This is a genomic window from Sphingomonas sp. 3P27F8 (assembly GCF_005502745.1).
Taxonomy (GTDB): domain Bacteria; phylum Pseudomonadota; class Alphaproteobacteria; order Sphingomonadales; family Sphingomonadaceae; genus Sphingomonas.
Genome location: NZ_SCNL01000005.1, coordinates 1 through 20,960, shown reverse-complemented (window position 1 = coordinate 20,960; position 20,960 = coordinate 1). Strand labels below are relative to the sequence as shown.

Below are 20,960 nucleotides of genomic sequence, written 5' to 3'. Positions count from 1 at the left end.
GCGTGGACGTGCGATAGGCCCGTCGATTGGCGTGGTGGCCGCTCCTAGCGGCGATCACAAATCCGGCAGGATCTGGTCCGCGCGGCCCCAATGAACGAGGTTCTTCGAGTTCGCCCGCTTTATCATCTCGGCACCGTCACCGATGTGCCAGTGCGAAGCGCCATCGATATCGCGCAGTTCCTCCCATGTCAGCGGCACTGCGATCGGTGCGAACTCGCGCGCGCGCGCGCTATAGGGCAGGACTGCGGTGGCACCGCGCTGGTTGCGGAGATAATCGACGAAGATGCGGCCTGACCGCTTGGCTTTCACCAGCGCTGCGGTGAAACGCGTGGGCTCAGCCTGAGCGAGCGCCACGGCGAAGCGGTGCGCGAAATCCTTGACCTGTGGCCATTCGGCTGCGGGAGTGAGCGGCGCGATGACGTGGATGCCCTTGCCGCCGGTCAGCATCGGGAAAGTAATCAGCCCCATCTGGGCCAGCGCATCGCGAACGTGGAATGCGGCCGAGACGACCTCGCTGAAGTCGAGTGCCTCGTCGGGATCGAGATCGAACACCAGCCGGTCAGCCTTCTCGACGTCCTCGATCCGCGCGCCCCAGCCATGAAACTCGATAGTACCCATTTGTACGCAGGCCAGCAGCCCCGCCGCGTTATCGACAAACAAATAGGGCTCTTCGCTGCCGTCCTTCCCGCGAATACCGACTTTCTTCACCTCATCGCCGAAGCTGCCGGCATCATGTTTCTGAAAGAAGCACTTCTTCGATCGTCCCTGCGGGCAGCGCACGAGGCTGATCGGGCGGCTGCCGGCCCACGGCAGCATGATCGGCGCGACGATCTCGTAATAATCGGCGAGCTGGCCTTTGGTGAGTTTTCCCTCGGCAAAGATCACGCGTTCACGATGGCTGATCGTGATCCCGCTGCGCTCGGTCGGGGCGGCGATCGCGACAGGGGTTTCCGTTTCGATCACGACCGCTTCGGGCTTTTTGTCCTCACGGAGCCCGAGATAGCTTGAATGGCGCAGCACGCCCTCGTCGGTAAATTCGATGAAGGCAACTTCGGCGACCAGCGTCGGCTTGATCCAGTGCGCGCCGCGAACCGCTGCGGCCGGTGCATTGACGGTCGGTGTCTTCCGCGCGAGCGGCGCCATTATCCCCATCAGGCGCTCGATCTCGTCGCCGGTGAAGCCGGTCCCTACCTTGCCGGCATAGCGAAGCTCGCCATTGTCGTTGACGCCAAGCAGCAAGGAGCGAAACCTGCGCTGCTTGTCCGATGGCGTCCAGCCGACGATGACGAACTCCTGCCGCCGGGTGCATTTGGTTTTCACCCAGGTGCCGCTCCGGGAACCGCTATATGCCGCGTCAATGCGCTTCGATATGACACCTTCGAGGCCGGCACCGCAAAATCGTTCAAGCAGCTTCTCGCCCTTGCCAACGATATGGTCCGAATAGCGGATGCGGCCCGGCTCATCGCCGATCAGCGCGGCCAGCCGTCGCTTGCGCTCCAGCAAGGGCAGGAGGGTGAGATCCTTGCCGTCGAGTTCGAGCAAATCGAAGGCAAAATAGTCGATGCGAGCAGGATCGCTCTTGAGCGCGGCCTGCAGCGCCTGAAAACTGGTGCGGCCGTCAGGCAGCGTCACCACGGCCTCGCCATCGATCAGCGCGCTGTCGGCGTTCAGCTTCACCGCGCTGTCGATCAGCCCTGCGAAGCGATCTGACCAGTCGAGCCCGGATCGCGTGTAAGCGCGACCCTCGCCGCCGCCGATCGCGAGAAGGGTCCGGTAGCCGTCGTATTTCAACTCGTGCAGCCAGCGATCGCCGGAAGGCACGTGATCGACAAGGGTGGCGAGCTGCACGGGCTGGAAAGCTGGCGGTGTGCCCGCGATCCTCCTGCGACCGGCCGGCGCCGCCTTGCGGCTTGTGGTAACCGTAGCTGGCCCGGGCTCGTCTTTCCTGCGTTTTGGCGTGGCCTTGCCGGCTGCGATCTCGTCCATGGTCCGCCCGCTGTCGACGCTGGTAACATGCGTTCCAACCAGATCGTCGGAGCCGCCGGCAAATTCATCCTGCACCTTGCGCAGGATCCAGTTTTCGCGCTTCTCCCTTCCCCGCGGTTTCAGGCGAAAGAGAATCCATTCGCCACGCATGCGGCGGCCGTGAAGGATGAAATGCAGGTGGCCGTCGGACAGGGTCTTGCGCGGGTCCTTGCCGGCGATCGGTTCCCAGGTGCCGTTGTCCCAAAGCATCACGGTGCCGCCGCCATATTCTCCCTTGGGGATCGTCCCTTCAAACCGGGCATAATCGAGCGGATGATCCTCGGTTCGCACCGCCAGGCGCTTGTCGTCGGGATTGCTGCTAGGGCCGCGCGTTACGGCCCAGCTGACCAGCGCACCATCGAGTTCGAGGCGAAAGTCGTAGTGGAGGCGGGATGCGGCATGCTTTTGTACGACGAAACCGTTGCCGCTCGTCGGCGCGGTAGCGCCCGAAGGCTCGGACGTGCGCGTGAAGTCGCGCTTCTCGCGATAGCGGGCGAGCGGATCTTTCGCCGGGCTGACCGTGGCTTTTGCGGTTCCTCGCCTCATGCCCGCTTGCGCGCCGGCGCAGTCGTTGACGGCTTGGCCTTGGCCTTGGTCTTGGTCGAAACCGGCTTCGTGGCGGGCTTTCTCGAGGATTTGCTCGTCACCGCCTTTTCCGTTCCGCCAAGCGATTTCTTCAGCGCCGCCATCAGGTCGACCACATTGGAGCCGCGTGGGTCCGTGCCCTTGTCATCGCTCTCGATATTGAGCGTCTTGCCTTTTTTCTTGCGCTCTATGAGCTCCTTGAGCGCGTCCGCATAGCGATCGTGGAAATCCGCGGCGTCGAATTTGCCCGTCTTCTTTTCTATCAGCGAGGTGGCGAGATCGAGCAGTTCCTCGTCGGGCTCGATATCATCGATCTCGCGGAAATAGCTCGACGCCTTGTTCACCTCGTCCGCGTAGCGCAGCGTTTCCATTACCATGCCGCGTCCGCAGGCCTTGATGCTGACGACATATTCGCGACCGCGCATCGCAAGCTGCCCGAGCCCGATCTTGCGCGTGCGGCGCAGCGCTTCACGCAGCACGACGAATGCCTCTTCGGCGAGATCGTCGGCCGGCACGACATAATAGGGCTTCTCGAAATAGATCATGTCGACATCGTGCGCGTCCACAAACTGGGTCAGTTCGAGCGTCTTCTTGCTCTCCAGTTTGACGCCCTCGATCTCATTTTCGTCGAGCAGGACATATTCGCCCTTGGCATATTCGAAGCCCTTGACGATCTCGTCCACATCGACCGGGCCGATGCCCGGGACGACCTTCTCATATTTGATTCGCTGGCCAGATGGCTCGTGTATCTGGTTGAAGGCGATCGTCGCGCCGCTCCTGGTCGCCGAGTAGATTTCAACCGGGATGGACACGAGCGCCAGGCGGATCTGGCCCTTCCAGTATGGACGTGCAGCCAATTGGCGTCTCCTTGCGCAGACTCATCAAATCCGCGACGCCTGTGCTCGTTCCGTGCAATCGATTCCTTATGCGATAGATCAGCAGTCTTGCTGAGCGTTGACGCGCATCCTTCGCACCACGAACCGGCCTGTCATTGATGATCGGAGAGGGCTGCTGTCACCTGCGCCATCGGCGCGGCGAGCGCGGAATGAACGGTCACGGCGGTCAGGTAGATGCCGACAAGAACGATGGCGGACGTGCCGGCTGCGATATACCTCAAAGCCGGACCGGGATTATTCGCCGCCGCCTCGCATCATTATGCCGCGTACCTCGCTTGCCTGCCACGCGATCAGCGTCGGCAATCCGATCGCGATATCGCGCGCGCGTTTCGCGAGTGACAGCGCGAGCGCGCTTTCCGGCGGTAATCCGAACAACGGCCCGGCAACCGCATATGCTGCCTCCTGCACCCCCAGCGCGCCCGGTATGAAAAAGGCGATGCTGCGCAGCGTAAAGATCAGGCTTTCCAGCGCCAGCGCATCCCAGATCGAGATACGCGCGCCCATCAGCTTCAACGCGAGCCACGCCCCTGCGCCACTTGCCAGCCAGGCGCCGAGATTGAACACGAAGGATAGCGCAAGTCGACAACGCTGCGCATAGATGCGCGCCAGCTCGCGGCGGATATCAACAAGCGCCGTTTGCGACTGCGGGATCATCCGGCCGGCGATGCGCGCAGTAAGGTCAAGCGCGGAATGCTGCGCAACAAAGAAGAGCAGGATCACTGCAGCCATGACCCCGGTGCCGCCAAGGATCATCGGTCGAAGCGCAGCCGCGGAGCCCCCGTCGATCAGCAGCGATGCGATCATCGCCAGGCCGAACAGCGTGTATACAAGCTGGGCGGCCATCTCCGTCGTCATATCGACCACCATTGATCCATAGACCCGCGGGCCAGCCATGCCGGATGCGCCGAGCGTGCGCGCGCCGATCACGATCCCCCCGAGTTGCGACAAGGGCAGCAGATCCGACACCGCCTCCCGCACCATCCGCGCCCACGTGAACTGCAGGAGGCGCCGCGTCGCTTCCCCAGGCGCGGCCGCCAGCCACGCCGCTCCAAGCAGCACGAAAGTGAATAGCGACCATCCGCAGAACAGCAGGCCTCCACCCCAGCCGATCCGGCTGGCGATCCGGAAAATATCGGTCAACCCCGTCGCGCCGAACGTCCAGATCGCAATGCCTAGCCCCGCAATCGTCGCCAGCAGCAGGGCGACGCGGGCCGAAACCCTCACGCCGGCTGCGGCTTGCGCATGAGCTTGAGCACGAGGCGGATCGCGCCTGGCACGAAGCGCGGACGGATCAACCGCTGGTCATAAGGCGCCAGGCGGCGATCGTTTTCCGACAGGCAGATCGCGGCGAGCTCGGGGAAGGTTACCTCGACGCCGAGTTCCTTCGATCCGTTGAGTGTGAAATTGCTCTCCTGCGCCTTGGTGTTGTCGCCCATGCCCTTGGCCATATCGATCCGCTCCCAGATCAGAAACAGCCACACCACGATCACCTTGGCCTCGAAATAGGGGCGTCGCCACCACGGCATGTTGCGACGCCACCATGCGACCCAGTTGACGAAGAACAGGATGTGCCGCCCCTCCTCGCGCATCACCGGCTCGAACGTGTCGATCAGTTCGGGCGGGAAGAATCCGGTATCCTTTGCCAGCTTGAACAGGCCGAAGCCGAAGAAGCTGTCGATACACTCAGAATATCCTGAACGCATGAACGCCCATTCGGCATCCTTCGGCTTCGCATATTCCGGCTCGGGCTGAAGCTCGATGCCGTAGGATTGCACCATATCGGCGAGGACCACCTTGTGGCGACGTTCCTCGAACGCGTCCATCTGGACAGCGGAGCGGAGCAGCGGGTGTTGCACCGTCTCGCCAAACGTCTTCACGAACAGGCCGGTGCGTCCTTCGGTCTGCACGGCCATGTCCCAGATCGGCAGCGAGACGATCTTGTTGCGCGTTTCCGGCTCAAGCTCCGGCCAGTCGATCAATGCGGGGCGATAGGGATCGTGCGTATCGAGCAGCATTCGGCTGAACAAGGTAAGATGCTCGGCGCTCCCCAGACGCACATTTCCGGCAGGGAGGGGGGCGGAGGCGTCGAACTGATCCCAATCGGGCACGAGATTCATGCGTGCGTCCTCAAACAAAATCGGCGAACCGACCCAGCCGGATGCTGTTGCGCTCAATCGCGCTTTTCGCAAGGTCGTCCGTCAGGGCGGCGAGCTCGCCAGCGTAATCATAGTCGGGTGCCGAACCGGGATAGGGCGCCGTCGCTGGATGGGTGTAGATTTCCGTCAGGCCATGAGGGAGCTGATCCAGCAGGCCGCGCATACGACAGGCATTCATCGCGCCGGACCATGCCAGGCCGAAAACGTGATCGGGCACGGCCAGCCCGGCCCGCCGCATCCGGCGACGGAGGAGCTTCGCCCAGACGGTTTCGACGCGGGGGCCGCCCCGCGTCCCGTCGATCGCCCGCAACGGGGCGGCGGGCTCGATTGGCGCACGGATCGAGTTCATCCCGTAGCGCTGACCCACGTCGAGGATCGTGGCAGCGATCGTTGGGTGAAGGTGGAAATGCTTGTGCGCGTTCACATGATCGAGCGGCAGGCCGGTTGCTGCGAAGGCGGCGAATTGCGCTTCGACTTCGGCGCGAAGCTGCCGACGCGCGGCCGGCGACGCAAAGATCGAAATAGCGGTTCGCGCCATGTCGATGCGGAACATGCCCGAGCCATCCGTCAACGCAGGCACGGCTTCCGGCGCCAGTATCGGTCGCCCTTCGACCAGCACGATGTGGAGGCCGACACCGAGGCCGGGCAGGCGGCGCGCACGGGCTACGGCATCGCTGGCCGCATCACCACCGACCATCAGGCTCGCCGCCGTCAACACGCCATAACGATGCGCCTGTTCGACAGCTTCGTTTACAGCAGCGGAGGCGCCGAAATCGTCGGCAGTGACGATCAGCCGCTTCACCGCGCCTAAAAGCCGTAAGCGGCCGGATCGGCGAGGACGACGGCAGCGACGCGGGGCGCATCCGGCACGGCGGCACGACGGAGCAGCAGGGTCATGGCGTCAGCGTCGCGCGCCCTGACGGCTTCCTCCCATGCGGCGAGCAGACCGCGCGCAACCAGCCGCTCGTTAACGGACATTCCGGCAAGGCCACGTCCGCCCTCCGACATGATCAGGCAGCCTCCTTCCGGCGACGCAGGAAATCGAAGAACTCCACACCCTCGCGCAGCCGGCGCTTCATCATATCCCAATCGCGCACCATCTCGCCCACGATCGAGCCGATCTTGCGGGGTCGGAAATAAAAGCGTTTGTAGAATTCCTCGACCTTGTCGAAGATCACCGATGAATTGAGATGCGGGTAACTGAGCTGCGCGATCTGGTTGCCGCCATCGGTGAGCAGATGGTCGCCGCCGTCGAACCATCCGTTCTCCACCGCCTGATTGTAAAGGAAGGTGCCGGGATAGGGGGCTGCGAGCGAAACCTGGATCGTGTGCGGATTGATCTCGATAGAATAGCGGATCGTCTCCTCTATCGTCTCCAGCGTCTCGCCGGGCAGACCAAGGATGAAGGTGCCGTGAATGACGATGCCGAGTTCGTGGCAATCCTTGGTAAACTGCCGTGCGACATCGACGCGCAGACCCTTCTTGATATTGTGCAGAATCTGCTGATTGCCGCTCTCGTAGCCGACAAGCAGCAGGCGCAGACCGTTGGCCTTCAGCACCTCAAGAGTCTTGCGCGGAACGTTGGCCTTGGCATTGCAACTCCAGGAGACGGGGAAGCCCGGCTTGCCGAAGCCAAGCCCGCCCAGCGCCCTCGCCAGTTCCTCGACGCGGTCGTGATTGTCGGTGAGCGTGTCGTCGTCGAAGAAGATCTCCTTGGTCTCGGGAATCTCCTTCAGGATATATTCGACCTCCTCGATCACTTTGGGGATCGAGCGGAAGCGATAGCGATGCCCGGAAATGGTCTGCGGCCAAAGGCAGAATGTGCAGCGGCTCTTGCATCCGCGCCCGGTGTAGAAGCTGACATACGGATGGCGCAGATAGCCGCCGAAATACTTTTCTATCGTGAGATCGCGCTTGTACACGGGAGAAACCATCGGGAGGACGTCCATATCCTCGATCATCGCGCGATCCGTGTTGCGGATGAATGCGCCATCCGGCCCGCGCCACGTGATGCCGTCCACCTCCGCCAGCGGCTTGCCCTGCGCGATCTCCAGCAGCGTGAATTCATATTCTTCCCGCGCGACGAAATCGATCGCTGCGGAAGCGGCGAGGCTCTTGTCTGGCTCCACCGCAACCTTCGCGCCGACCAGCCCGATCAGGGCGTGTGAATTGCGCGCGCGGATCAACTCGGCGGTGCGCACATCCTGATTGAAGCTGGGGGTCGAGGTGTGGAGAACGATCAATTCCTTCCCGTCGACCTCATGCGCGATATCCTCCCAGCCCTGATCGTGCGCCGGCGCGTCGATCAGGCGCGAGCCCTCGATCATCGCGGCGGGTTGTGCCAGCCATGTCGGATACCAGAAGCTGCGCACCTCGCGCTTCATCTGGTAGCGCGCACCCGCGCCGCCGTCATAACCGTCGAACGAGGGGCCTTGTAGCAACAGCGAACGCTTCATCAGCGGAGAGTCTCCGGTTCGGCCGAAATCTGGCCGTGCTCCTCCATTCTAAGCCTTGAGCCGCGCCAATCAACCGACCGTACCCACATGCCGGCGATAAATACCGCCAGTGTCAGGCAATCGCGCAATGGCAACAGCCACAGCGGTGCCGGGCGATCGCCCGACAGACGATCAGCAACCGCGACTACCCAGAGACGGGCGATCAGCGCGCAGATCGCCACCATCGTGCCCAGTCCGGGGTGGAGCGGAACGGCAAGCAGGGCCAGTGGCAGTGGCATGGAGACCACGCTCGCCGCATGCGCAAGCGGAACGAGATCGCGCACGGTGGCCGACCAGCGGACCTCATGCCGCCACCATTCTCGAAAATTTCGTTCGGCCGAAGCGTGCGTCACCAATATTCGCGACATCGCGACGGTCATCCCACGTGCCGCGATCGCATTGCCGATCGCGTAATCGTCGGCAAGGATATCCGCGAACGCGCCGAAACCCCCGATCGCCGTTAGCGTCTCGCGCCGCAAAGCGATGGTCGAACCCATGCATGGACGGGCCAAACCAAAGGCGAACCCCACGATCGTGCCGGGCAGAAATTGCCAGCTAAGACCGGCAGCGGTGAGGCGGGACCAGCAGCCGGCGTCACCGCGCCCGGCGTAAGCGAGGGTGACGGCGCCCACGTTTGGCTGGTCGAGTGTGGTGAGGATAGTGCTCAGATAATCCTGCGGTACGGCGATGTCGCTGTCGCTCAGCACGATCGCGTCATGCGCGATATGCCGCTCCAGGTTGATGAGATTGGAAACCTTGCGATTGGCGCCATGCGGGGTCGGATCGATCACCAAATCTATCCGCGCCTGCGGAAAACGCGCCCTGAGTTCTTCGATCGCGGCTATCGAAGGGTCGTCTCGTCGCTGAACGCCGCACAGCAATTGCACCGGCCCGCCGTGATCCAGAACCAGGAAAGTTGCGAGGTTATCGATCAGGCGCGGCTCGACGCCGTGGAGTGGCTTGAGCAGGGTCACGCCGTCTCTGCGCGGCCGGTGGGCGATGGGGCGGCTGAAGAAACGCCGCAAAGTGAGCGCAGCGACCACCATATAAAGTGCGCCCGCTGCGCTCAACCCGAGCAAAGTGAAGGCCGCATAGTTGACGAACGCGATCAGTGCGGCTTCCATCGCTGCGTCCTATCCGACGCGCCCGCGCATGTGTAGAGCCGCCAGCATGAACGCGCCTGAACCCCCGCAGACGTTGGTGACCGGCGTATCCGGGTTCGTCGGGTCTGCGGTGGCACGCGCGCTCGCGGCGCGGGGAAGCCGCGTGCGCGGGATGGTCCGCACGTCTAGTGCACGGGCGAATCTGGCCGATTTTCCCGGCGAGCTGGTCGAGGGCGACTTGCGCGATCCCGCTGCGGTAGCTCGGGCGATGCACGGCGTTCAGCATCTGTTCCACGTCGCGGCCGACTATAGATTATGGGCGCCATCCCCGGACGAGATCATCCGCAACAATGAAGCCATGACCCGTATCGTCATGGAGGCAGCGCTCGCCGCCGGGGTCGAGCGCCTGGTCTATACCTCCAGCGTCGCCACCCTGGTGCCACGGGAGGGCGCGGCTGCGGACGAAACCGATGCCGCGACCGTGGATCAGGCGGTCGGCGCCTATAAACGCAGCAAGGTCATCGCCGAGCGCCTGGTCGAGGCGATGGTCTCCGAGCGCGGTTTGCCTGCGGTGATCGTCCAACCATCAACCCCGATCGGCCCGCGTGACGTGCGCCCGACTCCTACCGGGCGGATATTGGTGGAGGCAGCGAACGGGCGCATGCCAGCCTATGTCAATTCCGGGTTGAACCTTGTTCACGTCGACGATGTCGCAGCGGGGCATCTGCTTGCGATGGACAAGGGACGAATTGGCGCGCGCTATATTCTGGGCGGTCAGGATGTGATGCTCGGCGAAATGCTGCGGCAAATCGCTGCTATCGCCGGCCGCGGCGGTGCGGCGGTGCGCATTCCACGTACACCGCTCTTGCCCTTCGCCTGGATGAACGAGCAAATTGCACGGATCACCGGCGGTGATCCGTTCCTGACGATCGATTCCTTGCGAATGGCGAAGCATCGGATGTTCTTCTCGTCGGCCAGGGCGCAGGCGGAGCTCGGCTATCATGCGAGGCCCTATGCGCAGGCACTGACCGATGCGATCAGTTGGTTTCGGCGCGCGGGGATGATCCGTTGACCGGGATGGTGATCGGCTTGCTGTCGCTGACGATCTGGCTGGTGCTGGTGTTTGCGCGTCACTGGTTCTGGCTAGCGCGTGAGCGCGACACCCGCGATCTGCCACCGGTGCCGGAGCAATGGCCCAAGGTGGTCGCCGTGGTGCCGGCGCGCGACGAAGCAGAGGTGATCGCCGAATCGATCGGCAGCCTGATCGCGCAGGATTATCCGGGCGACTTTCGCATCGTTCTGGTGGACGATTCCTCGAGTGACGGCACGGGCCGGATCGCCCGCAGGCTCGATGCCGAGCGGCTCGACGTGGTCGCTGGCTTGCCACTGCCCGCCGGCTGGACAGGCAAGTTATGGGCGGTCCGCCAGGGTGTGGAATACGCGAACGCGACGACGGCCTATCTGTGGCTGACCGACGCCGATATCGCGCATGCACCCGATACGTTGCGCACGCTGGTCGCCCGCGCGGAATCCGCCGAGCTCGCGCTGGTCAGCCTGATGGCGAAGCTTCGCTGCGAGACGATTGCAGAGCGGATGCTGATCCCCGCGTTCGTCTTCTTCTTTCAGATGCTCTATCCGTTCGGGCTTGTGAACCGGAGCGGAGGGCCAGGCGCCGCGGCCGGCGGCTGCATGCTGGTACGCCGCGTATCACTGGAGGCAGCGGGTGGGATAGCAGCGATCCGCGGCGCGCTGATCGACGATTGCGCATTGGGCGCGTTGCTCAAGCGACAAGGACGCATTTGGATCGGCCTCACGGATCGCTCGCGGAGTATCCGAAGGTACGACACGTTCGGATCGGTCGCAGCTATGATTGCACGATCGGCTTACGCGCAGCTTCGTTACTCGCCGGCAGTGCTGACAGGAACGATCTTGGGACTGGCGCTGGTCTATTTCACGCCGCCGCTGCTGGGAACGCTTGCTGACGGGCCGGCGAGGGCCGCTGGGCTGGCGGCCTGGCTAATGATGGCGATCGCGCTACAGCCAATGCTCGCTTTCTATCGCCGTTCGCCACTCTGGGGCCTGTTACTGCCGCTGATCGCCGCTTTCTACGCGGGCTGCACCTTGCTATCCGCGTGGCAACATATTCGGGGGCGTGGAGGCATGTGGAAGGGCAGGGCGCAGGCGGCCGCGGACGGATGACCAAGGTGGCCGATCTCGCCTCTGGCAAGGGGCATGACGACGAGAACTTTCCGGTAGCGAGTTTTCTGCTCCGGCCCGAGGCTCGCGTTCCGGTAATGGCCTTTTACCGGTTCGCGCGCGCCGCCGACGATATCGCCGATAATCCGGCGCTCGGCCCGCAGGCAAAGCTGGCGCTGCTCGCAGCCCTGCGCGATGGGCTCTCCGGTGAGGGCGCGGTCGAGGCGATGGCGCTGCGCGAGGTGATGGCTGCGCGCCGGATCGATCCCATACACGCGCATGAACTGCTCGATGCTTTCTTCAGCGACGTCACCAAGACGCGCTGCCGCGACTGGGATGATCTCATCGGCTATTGCCGGCTTTCGGCGATGCCGGTTGGGAGATACGTGCTCGACGTGCATGGCGAAAGTCGCGATCTGTGGCCCGCGAGTGATGCGCTGTGCGCGGCGTTGCAGATAATCAACCACCTGCAGGATTGTGCCAAGGACTATCGCGGTTTGGGCCGGGTCTACATCCCGCTTGATACGGGGGTGGAGCCGGACGATCTTTTGTGTGACAGGGCGACCACGGCGTTGCGCGCGATCATCACCGCGCTCGTTGCGCGAACCCGGGAATTGCTGGCGCGCTCGAAGGGCTTTTCGGCCGCGATCCGGGACAGGCGGCTGGCGGCAGAGGTATCCGTGATCCACCGGCTGGCGGAGAGCCTTTGCGATCGGCTCGAAAGCCGCGATCCGTTGAGCGAGCGCGTCCACCACGGCAAGTTCGAGGCGGCGTGGCTGGCGCTGGGTGCCGCAATCCCGAGTCTGTTGAGGCGCGCTTCGTGAACGAGGTGCAACTCACCAGCGCATCGCGCAGCTCTTTTTACGCGGGAATGCGTGTGCTGCCGAAGGCAGAGCGTGAGGCGATGTATGCCATTTACGCATTCTGCCGCGCGGTTGACGATATCGCTGACGACCAGCACGGCGAGCGAGCAGAGCGTGCGGCTGCGCTGGATGCCTGGCGCCTCGATCTCGACGCGCTTTATGCGGATGGCGACCCCGGGCGGGCTGCGATCGTGGCGGAAGCAGTGCAACGTTTCGGCCTGGATCGCGCCGATTTCGAAGCAGTGATCGACGGTATGGCAATGGATGTCGCCCGCGATATCCGATGGCCTGGCATGGCCGAGCTGGAGCTTTATTGCGATCGAGTGGCCTCTGCGGTTGGACGGCTATCCGTCCGCGTGTTCGGCATGCCGGAAAACGAGGGGCTTGAGCTGGCACATCATCTCGGGCGCGCGCTTCAGTTCACCAATATTCTGCGCGACGTGGATGAGGATGCGGCGATCGGGCGTGTGTATCTCCCGGCCGAAGCGCTGACCGGCGCGGGCATTCCCCTTACCACGCCCGCCGAGGTGACGAGCGATCCGCGGTTGGACGAAGCGGCGCGGCCGCTCGCGGCGCGCGCTCACGATCATTATCGCGCCGCCGATGCGATCTTGGCTGCCCGTCCCGCTGGTCTGCTGATTGCGCCAAGGTTGATGGAAGCCGCCTATTCCAAACTGCTTGCACAGATGGAGGCGCGGGGCTGGGCGCCGCCGCGCGTGCCGGTGCGGGTGAGCAAGCCCGCGTTGCTGTGGTCGCTGGCCCGACTTCTGGTGATGCGTTGAAGTTCGCGCGAGCGACGGTTGTCGGTGCCGGGCTGGCCGGGCTGTCGGCGGCGGTCCGGCTCGTCGAGGCAGGGTTTGCCGTGCGGGTCCACGACGCGGCGCCCCACGCTGGCGGCCGCTGTCGATCTTATCACGATCCGCAGCTGGGGACGGTGATCGACAACGGCAATCATCTCGTCCTCGCCGGCAACGATGCGGTTGCGCGCTTTCGCGAGACGGTGGGCGCGACTACCCCCTTTGCCGGGCCGGATCGTGCCGATTTTGCCTTCGTCAATCTGAGCGATGGCCAGCGCTGGACCATTAGAATGAACGACGGGCGGATCCCGTGGTGGGTGTTCGCGAAGAACCGGCGCGTGCCGGGATCGCGGGTGAGTGAGTATTTTCGGCTCGCTCGCCTCCTGACCGGTGGGGCTTCGGATACCGTAGACGAGCGGATCGAGGCCGCCGGCCCTGTCTGGGCCAAGCTGATTGCGCCCGTGCTACTTGCCGTGCTCAACACCCCGCCAGCAGAAGGCTCCGCGCGGCTCACCGCCCGGGTTCTGCGCGAATCGATGCTTCGGGGGGGCAGGGCTACGCTGCCGCGTATCGCCAAGCCGACATTGGGGGCCGCCTTTATCGATCCCGCCCTGGAATGGCTGGCTGCGCGCGATACGCCGGTAACCCTGAGCAGACGCTTGCGCGGGGCGGTGACGGACGGCAACCGCGTGATCGCGCTGGACTGGGGAGCGGGGCCGGAGGCGGTGGCTGAAGATGAAGTGGTGATCCTCGCAGTGCCGCCATGGGTAGCGGCCGCGCTACTCCCGGAGATCGAGGTGCCCGATGTCTTTCACGCCATCGTCAACGGGCATTTCGCGATTCGGCCTCCGTCGGGCGCGCCAGCGATGCTTGGAATGCTGGGTGGAACAGCAGAATGGCTGTTCGCCTTTCCCGACCGCATTTCCGTGACGGTCAGTCACGCCGACACGATTGTTGAACGCGATCGCGAGGAGCTGGCGTGGCTGTTCTGGAACGATATTCAACAGGGCTATGGGTTCAGGGCGCCGTTGCCCGCGTGGCAGATCGTGAAGGAGAAGCGCGCTACCTTCTCCGCCACGCCCGCGCAGGACGCGAAGCGCCCGCCCGCGACAACGCGCTGGCGCAATCTTTTCCTGGCGGGGGACTGGACGCAGACCGGGCTGCCCGCAACGATCGAGGGCGCGCTGCGATCGGGTGAAACGGTCGCGTCGTTGGTGAGTGGTGGGGAGAGGTAATAGCGATGCCGGATGTGACCGAAGATCCGCTTGCCGCCATCGATGCATCGGTCGACCGCGCCAGCGCCGCGCTGCAGGCTGCGCAACGGCCTGACGGGCATTGGGTTTTCGAACTTGAGGCCGATGCAACGATCCCGGCCGAATATGTGCTGCTGCGTCACTATCTTGGCGAGCCGGTCGATGCCGGGCTGGAGGCGAAGATCGGCCGCTACCTCCGGCGCATCCAGTCGGCCGAGCATCACGGCTGGGGGCTGTTCCATGCCGGATCGTTCGACATCAGCGCGAGCGTAAAGGCTTATTACGCGCTCAGGATGATCGGCGACGCTGTGGACGAACCGCACATGGCGCGCGCGCGTGAAGCGATACTGGCGGCAGGCGGCGCGGCGGCGAGCAATGTTTTCACGCGCATCCAGCTCGCGCTTTACGACGCCGGGCCGTGGTCTGTCGTGCCGACCATGCCGCCGGAGCTGATCCTGTTGCCGCGCTGGTTTCCGATACATCTGTCGAAGATGAGCTATTGGGCGCGCACCGTGGTGGTGCCGCTGCTCGTGCTCTGCGCGCTCAAACCCGTGGCACGCAATGTGACCGGGGTGAAAGTGGATGAGCTTTACACCGGCAAGCCTGTCCGCGCGGGCACAAAGGCGGCCGATCCCAAATGGTTGTGGACCATCGGGTTCAATATGCTCGATCGCGTGCTGAAGGCGGGAGACGGGCTGTGGCCCAGGAAGCTCCGCCAGCGCGCGCTGGACGCCTGCGTGGGCTGGGTGACCGAGCGGCTGAACGGCGAAGACGGGCTGGGCGCGATCTATCCGGCGATGGCGAACAGCGTGATGATGTTCGATCTGATGGGCTATGCGCCGGATCATCCGGCCCGCGCGATCGCCCGGGAATCTGTCGAGCGGCTGCTGGTGGTCAGCGATGACGAGGCCTATTGCCAGCCCTGCGTCTCGCCGGTGTGGGATACGGCGCTTGCCGCGCATGCGATGCTGGAAGCGGGCGGGGAGGCCAATGTGGCGCGTGCGGAAGCCGCGCTGGACTGGCTGAAACCACGCCAGGTTCTCGATGTGAAGGGAGACTGGGCGGAGGAGCGACCCGGGGTCCGCCCGGGCGGCTGGGCGTTTCAGTATAACAACGATCATTACCCCGATCTGGACGACACGGCCGTCGTGGTGATGGCAATGGACCGGGCGGCGATTGCGGACCGCACCCCGGTCGATCGCGGGGTCGAATGGACAGTCGGGCTGCAATCACGAAACGGTGGCTGGGGGGCGTTCGACGCCGATAACAGCCATGAATATCTCAACAATCTGCCCTTCGCCGATCATGGCGCGCTTCTCGATCCACCCACTGCAGACGTATCTGCGCGGTGCGTATCGATGCTGGCACAACTGGGCGAGGGCCCTGAGAACAGCCCGCGTCTGGCGGCGGCTATCGATTATCTGCGCCGCGAACAGGAGCCGGATGGCAGCTGGTTCGGCCGGTGGGGCGTGAACTATATCTACGGCACCTGGTCTGTGCTGTGTGCGCTGAACGCCGCCGGGCTGGGGCCGGAAGAGCCGATGGTCGCGCGCGCGATCACCTGGCTGGAGGCAATCCAGAACCCGGACGGTGGCTGGGGCGAGGATTGCGACAGCTACGCGCTCGACCGAACCGGCCACACCCCGGCGCCATCGACCGCGTCGCAGACGGCCTGGGCACTGCTGGGGCTGATGGCGGCGGGCAAGGTGGATAGCGACGCGGTGAAGCGCGGCGTGGGCTGGCTGGCAGCGCATCAGGAAGCGGACGGCTTGTGGGGGCAGGAACACTATACCGGCGGCGGCTTCCCGCGGGTCTTTTACCTGCGCTATCACGGTTATCCGAAATATTTCCCGCTGTGGGCGTTGGCGCGCTATCGCAACCTCAAGCGCTCGAACACGAAACGCGTTTCGGTCGGGATGTGACGCTGATCGTCGCCTGCGGGCTGAAGCGCGAGGCGCGGATCTTCGAGCGTGCGGGCGTCGTCGCAGTAATCGGCGGCGGCGATGCCACGCGATTGGAGGCGGAGCTGGAGGCGGCCACGGAGAGGTTTCCGGGCATCGTCCTGTCATGTGGCATCGCGGGCGCGCTGTCGCCCGTGCTGATGCCGGGCGATGTGGTGGTCGATGGCGATCCGGCGATCGTCGGGCGTTTACGTCGTGTCCTGCCATCCGCTCACCATGGTGCGGTGGTGGGGCAGGAGGCGGTTGCCGCAACGGCGATACACAAGGCTGACCTGTATCGACGCAGCCAGGCGATCGCGGTGGATATGGAGAGTCACATTGCCGGGCGGGTTGCGCGACGGCGCGGCCAACCCTTCGCCGTGCTTCGCGTGATCTCGGACCGTGCGATGGACGATCTTCCGCCAGCGGCGCTGGTGGGGATGCGGCCAGATGGCGGCATGGCGCTCGGCGCGGTGCTCTCGTCTCTGGCGCGCGATCCGCGACAGTTGCCAGCGCTGGTCCGCACGGGAAGGCAGGCGGCCGAAGCGTTCGCCAGCCTCAGGCGGGCGTTTTCGGAAGCGGCGCGGGCGCTGATATGAAGCCGCTCCCTCGCATGAACCGGCGTGGGAGCGTCAGGCGACCTTTTGAACCCGCCTGAAGCCCTCCGGGTCCATCTCCTTGATCCGCGCGAGTTCGCGTTCGACGTGCGAGGAGTGAACATCAACGGAAGGACGGGCGTGTGACAGGTCCACGTCGGGCGCCATCGGCCCTTCCGTCCGCACCCCCTTTCGCCCGATGCCGAACATCTTGAGCGGATGGCGGATCGCATCGGTCGCGGCGGTGCCCTCGAACCCGCAATGCGTCATGCAGTTGGAGCATTTCTCGTACTTGCCGACGCCATATTGCTCCCAGTCGGTGCCCTCCATCAATTCCCTGAAGGTGGCGACATAACCTTCGCCAAGCAGGTAGCATGGCTTCTGCCAGCCGAAGATCGTGCGCAGCGGCATCGACCACGGCGTGCACTCGTAGGTCTGGTTGCCGGCCAGGAAATCGAGAAACAGCGGCGAATTGGTGAAGGTCCAGTCCTTGCCGCCATTGCCGCGCGTGAACACATCGCGGAAGAATTGCTTCGTCCGCTCGCGATTGAGGAAATGCTCCTGATCGGCGGCGCGCTCATAGGCATAGCCCGGCGAGATGGTGATCTCGACGCCCAACGCCTCCATCTCGTCGAAATAGGCGGCCAGCCGCGCGGGATCGGCCCCGTCGAATACGGTGCAATTGACCTGGACCCGGAAGCCCTTCGCCTTGGCGAGCTTGATCGCGTCGATCGCGATGTCGTAGGTTCCGGTCTGGTCGACGGCGTGGTCGTGCATCTGCCGGTCGCCATCGAGATGGATCGACCAGGTGAAGAAGGGCGACGGTTCGTATTCGTCGATCCTCTTTTTCAGCAGCAGCGCGTTCGTGCAGAGGATCACGAACTTCTTCCGGGCGATATAGCCCTTCACGATCCGCGCCATATCCTTGTGCAGCAGCGGCTCGCCGCCGGCGATCGAGACGGCGGGCGCCCCGCATTCATCGATCGCGTCCATGCACTGCTCATAGCTCATGCGCTGATTGAGGATCGGATCGGGATAATCGATCTTGCCGCATCCCGGACAGGCCAGGTTGCAACGCAGCAACGGCTCCAGCATCAGCACGAGCGGATATTTGCCGCCCCTGATATGCTGCTTTAGCGTGTAGGCGCCGATGCGGGCGATCTGGGAAAGCGGCAGGCTCATGGGGTAATCCTATTCAGCGGCCACGCGGGCACGGCGGCGCAATTGGGGCGGGAGCGCGAATGAGACGTTCTCGGCCGCGCCGTCCAATTGCCGCACCGATACCGGGCGGATCGCAGCAATGGCGGCAATAACGCTTTCGATCAACTCGTCAGGCGCCGACGCTCCGGCTGTGACGCCGATCGTCTCCACGCCATCCAGCCACGCCGGATCGACGGCGCTACCGTCATCGATGAGATAGCTGGGCACGCCCATCTCGTCACCGATCTCCCGCAGGCGGCTGGAATTCGAGCTGTTCCGCGCGCCGACCACGATGACCAGATCGCTGTTGAGCGCGAGATCGCGAACCGCGGTCTGGCGGTTTTGCGTGGCATAGCAGATGTCGGCGATGTCCGGGCCCTGCACATTGGTGAAGCGCGCGTTCAGCGCGACAATAACCCCGCGCGTATCGTCGACGCTGAGCGTGGTCTGGGTGATATAGGCGATCGGCGCGTCCGGTGCGATCGGCAGCGATTCCACGTCCGCCACGGTCGAGACGAGGTGAACCGGCGCATCGATCTGCCCCATCGTGCCGATCACCTCCGCATGGCCGGCATGACCGATCAGCACCAGCGTGCGCCCCGCCTTCGCATACCGCCGGCCCTGCACATGCACCTTGGCGACGAGCGGGCACGTGGCATCAAGCACCGGCAGTCCCTGCTCAACCGCCGCCTCCTGTACCGAGCGCGGAACACCGTGTGCGCTGAAGATGGTCGGCGCGCCAGCCGGAATCTCATCGAGTTCCTCGACGAAGATGGCACCCATGCCGCGCAGCCGATCCACCACGTGCCGGTTGTGGACGATCTCGTGCCGAACATAGACCGGCGCCCCATAAAGCTGCAGCGCCCGCTCAACGATCTCGATCGCGCGGACGACACCGGCGCAAAACCCACGCGGATTCGCGAGCAGAATGTTCAGCGGTTGACGGGCTGTCGGGGTCATCTCGATGTGCATGCCATTCCCTCCCGCCGGGCAGGTGTCTTGAGATAGACATGGGATCACAAATACAAAAGGCGCAATTGTGGCAGGCGGAAACGCGGGGTGGACGGGTCGCTGCCGATCGGGGTAATCGCGTCTTACCGATCGGGAGTGTTTACATGCGTATGTCCCTTTCGCCGGCGCTGCTGCTCGCGCTGGCTATCCCGGCACCGGCGATGGCGCAGGCCGATCCGGCGCGTACAACCGTACAGTCGCTCGATGACGGGCTCATCGCGATCATGAAAGCGAAGGGCAATGCGAAGAGTCGCGCGGCGACGATCGCGCCGGTGATCGATCGCGCCTTTGACCTGCCGTTGATGACCCGGCTCGCCGTCGGCCCGAGCTGGACGACGATTGCGCCAGCGGATCAACAGGCGCTCGTCGCCGCGTTCCGACGCCTGACGATCGCGCAATATGCCGCCAATTTCGACGACTGGTCCGGCGAGGCCTTCACCATCGCCCCGCAGATCGAGGCTCGGGGGGGCGACAAGCTGGTGCGCACGACACTTACGTCACCGGGCAAGGCCGGGATTGCGATCAGCTATCGCCTTCGTGCGAGCGGAGGTGACTGGAAGATCATCGACGTGTTTTACCGTAACGCGATCAGCCAGATCGCAACGCGCCGCGCGGATTTCGCGAGCGTTCTCGCCAAGGGCGGCGCCAGGGCATTGGTCACGCATCTGGACGCACTCGCGGCAAAGGGCAGTTTTTGATCCTTCCGGCGCTTTTCCCGGCGATGGCGCTTCTCGCCGTTCCGGGGCCTGACCCGCAGATCGAGACGATTGCGCCCGTCGAAGCGCAGGTATCCGCCGTACCAGCGTCTCCCGAACTGGCGGATCCGCTGTCCGACCCAGCGACCCCGGGCGGGAGGCCGACGGCGCCGCCCGGCCGCATCAAGGGCGATCCGCTCGAAGGCTTCAATCGCAAAATGTTCCGGTCGAACCAGTCGTTCGACAAGGCGGTCTACCGGCCGCTTGCGATGGGGTACAAGCATGCCGTGCCAAAGCCGGCGCGTGCGGGATTACGCAATTTTTTCAGCAATCTGACCGAGCCTGTCGTTTTCCTCAATTACCTGTTGCAGCTCAAATTCGGCAAGGCCGGGCGCACGCTCGTGCGGTTCACCGTCAATTCCACCCTTGGCGTAGGCGGTATCCTGGATCTCGCCAGAACGGAGGGCATCAACATTCCGCATCGCGACAACAGCTTCGGTAACACGCTGGCGCGATACGGCGTCGGGCCCGGCCCGTATCTGTTCCTCCCATTCGTCGGGCCGACCACCTTGCGCGATGTGCTGGGAGGGCCGGTCGATGGCGCGGTGTTGCCGGTCGCGATCGGCAAACCGTTCACCGACTGGCGCTATCAGGTGGCCAGCGGCGCGATCACCGGGCTTGACCTGCGCGCCGAATCCGATGCCGATCTGCGCGCGCTGTTCAGCGGCGCGGTGGATCCGTATGCGACGCTACGATCCGTCTGGCTCCAGAATCGTGCCGCAGAAATTGCCGAGATACGGCACCGGAAAAGCGCCCCGACCGAACTGGACGATCCGATGGAGGATCCCGGCGGCGCGGGTTTGCATGATCCGTCGGGCGAACCGGCGGCCCACATTCCTGCCACATCGCCGAAATAACATCGATGCCGCCCGCCGTTGTCCAGATCGAATTTGGACCCTAGCTTTGATCGGAGGGGACAGGAGCCGGATGACTGGAATATTTGAGACGCCGTTGCTGGACAGGATAGGTGAGCCGTCGGATTTGCGTTTGCTTTCGGCGTCTGATCTTCGTCAGGTGGCGGATGAGCTGCGGCTGGAGGTGATTTCGGCGGTGGGCCAGACGGGTGGTCATCTGGGGTCTGGCCTTGGG

21 protein-coding genes are annotated in these 20,960 nt (G+C 64.2%); 10 read left to right on the top strand and 11 right to left on the bottom strand.

Translation table 11 applies throughout. The features are described from left to right. Positions 1-54: 54 nt before the first annotated feature. The 9 genes from ligD to hpnI form a co-directional block, all read right to left on the bottom strand. Positions 55-2,571 (bottom strand): DNA ligase D, encoded by a 2,517-nt coding sequence (ligD, locus tag FFS35_RS07455; protein WP_137786517.1) that lies wholly within the window; start codon positions 2,569-2,571, stop codon positions 55-57. After that, positions 2,568-3,467 carry a Ku protein gene (locus FFS35_RS07450; protein ID WP_137786516.1) on the bottom strand — a complete coding sequence of 300 codons (900 nt, stop codon included), beginning with the start codon at positions 3,465-3,467 and terminating at the stop codon, positions 2,568-2,570. Before FFS35_RS07450 ends, ligD begins: the two co-directional genes overlap by 4 nt. A 131-nt stretch (positions 3,468-3,598) precedes the next feature. Next, positions 3,599-3,727: a hypothetical protein gene (locus tag FFS35_RS20475; protein ID WP_283214544.1), complete on the bottom strand. Its 129-nt coding sequence runs from the start codon at positions 3,725-3,727 to the stop codon at positions 3,599-3,601. A gap of 13 nt (positions 3,728-3,740) precedes the next feature. Then, positions 3,741-4,730: a lysylphosphatidylglycerol synthase domain-containing protein gene (locus FFS35_RS07445; protein WP_171007551.1), complete on the bottom strand. Its 990-nt coding sequence runs from the start codon at positions 4,728-4,730 to the stop codon at positions 3,741-3,743. Continuing rightward, entirely contained in the window at positions 4,727-5,623 is an 897-nt protein-coding gene (locus FFS35_RS07440; RefSeq protein WP_137786515.1) for a ferritin-like domain-containing protein, read from the bottom strand. The genes FFS35_RS07445 and FFS35_RS07440 overlap by 4 nt, the downstream gene beginning before the upstream one ends. Positions 5,624-5,633: 10 nt before the next feature. Then, positions 5,634-6,464: a hopanoid biosynthesis-associated protein HpnK gene (gene hpnK / locus FFS35_RS07435; RefSeq protein ID WP_137786514.1), complete on the bottom strand. Its 831-nt coding sequence runs from the start codon at positions 6,462-6,464 to the stop codon at positions 5,634-5,636. A 5-nt stretch (positions 6,465-6,469) separates the two neighbouring features. Beyond that, positions 6,470-6,670 (bottom strand): hypothetical protein, encoded by a 201-nt coding sequence (locus FFS35_RS07430; RefSeq protein WP_137786513.1) that lies wholly within the window; start codon positions 6,668-6,670, stop codon positions 6,470-6,472. 2 nt (positions 6,671-6,672) lie between these two features. Continuing rightward, complete coding sequence (hpnJ, locus tag FFS35_RS07425) at positions 6,673-8,118, bottom strand: hopanoid biosynthesis associated radical SAM protein HpnJ (protein ID WP_137786512.1); 1,446 nt, start codon at positions 8,116-8,118, stop codon at positions 6,673-6,675. Then, positions 8,118-9,281 (bottom strand): bacteriohopanetetrol glucosamine biosynthesis glycosyltransferase HpnI, encoded by a 1,164-nt coding sequence (gene hpnI / locus FFS35_RS07420; protein WP_137786511.1) that lies wholly within the window; start codon positions 9,279-9,281, stop codon positions 8,118-8,120. Before hpnI ends, hpnJ begins: the two co-directional genes overlap by 1 nt. A 46-nt stretch (positions 9,282-9,327) precedes the next feature. Here hpnI and hpnA point away from each other — a divergent pair, with 46 nt between their 5' ends. Genes hpnA through FFS35_RS07385 form a run of 7 tightly spaced genes read left to right on the top strand, consistent with a single transcriptional unit; the run spans position 9,328 to position 16,908 of the window. Next, positions 9,328-10,332 carry a hopanoid-associated sugar epimerase gene (gene hpnA, locus FFS35_RS07415; RefSeq protein ID WP_137786510.1) on the top strand — a complete coding sequence of 335 codons (1,005 nt, stop codon included), beginning with the start codon at positions 9,328-9,330 and terminating at the stop codon, positions 10,330-10,332. Between the two features lie 5 nt (positions 10,333-10,337). Next, complete coding sequence (locus tag FFS35_RS07410) at positions 10,338-11,459, top strand: glycosyltransferase (protein WP_137786645.1); 1,122 nt, start codon at positions 10,338-10,340, stop codon at positions 11,457-11,459. Then, positions 11,456-12,280: a squalene synthase HpnC gene (gene hpnC, locus FFS35_RS07405; protein WP_137786509.1), complete on the top strand. Its 825-nt coding sequence runs from the start codon at positions 11,456-11,458 to the stop codon at positions 12,278-12,280. The genes FFS35_RS07410 and hpnC overlap by 4 nt, the downstream gene beginning before the upstream one ends. Next, positions 12,277-13,101 (top strand): presqualene diphosphate synthase HpnD, encoded by an 825-nt coding sequence (gene hpnD / locus FFS35_RS07400; RefSeq protein ID WP_283214543.1) that lies wholly within the window; start codon positions 12,277-12,279, stop codon positions 13,099-13,101. Before hpnC ends, hpnD begins: the two co-directional genes overlap by 4 nt. Continuing rightward, the gene (gene hpnE / locus FFS35_RS07395) at positions 13,098-14,351 is read left to right on the top strand and encodes a hydroxysqualene dehydroxylase HpnE (protein WP_137786508.1); all 1,254 of its coding nucleotides are present in this window, start codon (positions 13,098-13,100) and stop codon (positions 14,349-14,351) included. The genes hpnD and hpnE overlap by 4 nt, the downstream gene beginning before the upstream one ends. 5 nt (positions 14,352-14,356) lie before the next feature. After that, positions 14,357-16,291, top strand: a complete 1,935-nt coding sequence (gene shc, locus FFS35_RS07390; protein WP_137786507.1) for a squalene--hopene cyclase — start codon at positions 14,357-14,359, stop codon at positions 16,289-16,291. Next, positions 16,288-16,908, top strand: coding sequence for a phosphorylase (locus FFS35_RS07385; protein ID WP_137786506.1), 621 nt, complete (start codon positions 16,288-16,290; stop codon positions 16,906-16,908). The genes shc and FFS35_RS07385 overlap by 4 nt, the downstream gene beginning before the upstream one ends. 33 nt (positions 16,909-16,941) lie before the next feature. Here FFS35_RS07385 and hpnH read toward each other — a convergent pair whose 3' ends face one another. Further along, positions 16,942-18,087, bottom strand: coding sequence for an adenosyl-hopene transferase HpnH (hpnH, locus tag FFS35_RS07380; RefSeq protein ID WP_137786505.1), 1,146 nt, complete (start codon positions 18,085-18,087; stop codon positions 16,942-16,944). Between the two features lie 9 nt (positions 18,088-18,096). Then, complete coding sequence (gene ispH / locus FFS35_RS07375) at positions 18,097-19,077, bottom strand: 4-hydroxy-3-methylbut-2-enyl diphosphate reductase (RefSeq protein WP_249341517.1); 981 nt, start codon at positions 19,075-19,077, stop codon at positions 18,097-18,099. Positions 19,078-19,220: 143 nt separating this feature from the next. On the opposite strand from ispH, the gene FFS35_RS07370 reads away from it, so the two are divergent. The 3 genes from FFS35_RS07370 to FFS35_RS07360 form a co-directional block, all read left to right on the top strand. Then, complete coding sequence (locus tag FFS35_RS07370; protein ID WP_137786504.1) at positions 19,221-19,814, top strand: ABC transporter substrate-binding protein; 594 nt, start codon at positions 19,221-19,223, stop codon at positions 19,812-19,814. Then, positions 19,811-20,728, top strand: a complete 918-nt coding sequence (locus FFS35_RS07365) for a VacJ family lipoprotein (RefSeq protein ID WP_249341516.1) — start codon at positions 19,811-19,813, stop codon at positions 20,726-20,728. Before FFS35_RS07370 ends, FFS35_RS07365 begins: the two co-directional genes overlap by 4 nt. Before the next feature lie 70 nt (positions 20,729-20,798). Then, positions 20,799-20,960: 1-deoxy-D-xylulose-5-phosphate synthase N-terminal domain-containing protein (locus FFS35_RS07360; RefSeq protein ID WP_137786503.1), on the top strand; the 162-nt coding region annotated here is incomplete at its 3' end.

Excerpts from the sequence above, each read along its gene's own strand:
- ispH (WP_249341517.1), bottom strand. The coding sequence starts at position 19,077 with ATGCACATCGAGATGACCCCGACAGCCCGTCAACCGCTGAACATTCTG.
- FFS35_RS07440 (WP_137786515.1), bottom strand. The coding sequence starts at position 5,623 with ATGAATCTCGTGCCCGATTGGGATCAGTTCGACGCCTCCGCCCCCCTC.
- FFS35_RS07370 (WP_137786504.1), top strand. The coding sequence starts at position 19,221 with ATGCGTATGTCCCTTTCGCCGGCGCTGCTGCTCGCGCTGGCTATCCCG.
- hpnH (WP_137786505.1), bottom strand. The coding sequence starts at position 18,087 with ATGAGCCTGCCGCTTTCCCAGATCGCCCGCATCGGCGCCTACACGCTA.
- FFS35_RS07430 (WP_137786513.1), bottom strand. The coding sequence starts at position 6,670 with ATGTCGGAGGGCGGACGTGGCCTTGCCGGAATGTCCGTTAACGAGCGG.
- hpnI (WP_137786511.1), bottom strand. The coding sequence starts at position 9,281 with ATGGAAGCCGCACTGATCGCGTTCGTCAACTATGCGGCCTTCACTTTG.
- ligD (WP_137786517.1), bottom strand. The coding sequence starts at position 2,571 with ATGAGGCGAGGAACCGCAAAAGCCACGGTCAGCCCGGCGAAAGATCCG.
- shc (WP_137786507.1), top strand. The coding sequence starts at position 14,357 with ATGCCGGATGTGACCGAAGATCCGCTTGCCGCCATCGATGCATCGGTC.
- hpnA (WP_137786510.1), top strand. The coding sequence starts at position 9,328 with ATGAACGCGCCTGAACCCCCGCAGACGTTGGTGACCGGCGTATCCGGG.
- hpnJ (WP_137786512.1), bottom strand. The coding sequence starts at position 8,118 with ATGAAGCGTTCGCTGTTGCTACAAGGCCCCTCGTTCGACGGTTATGAC.
- FFS35_RS07410 (WP_137786645.1), top strand. The coding sequence starts at position 10,338 with ATGGTGATCGGCTTGCTGTCGCTGACGATCTGGCTGGTGCTGGTGTTT.
- hpnC (WP_137786509.1), top strand. The coding sequence starts at position 11,456 with ATGACCAAGGTGGCCGATCTCGCCTCTGGCAAGGGGCATGACGACGAG.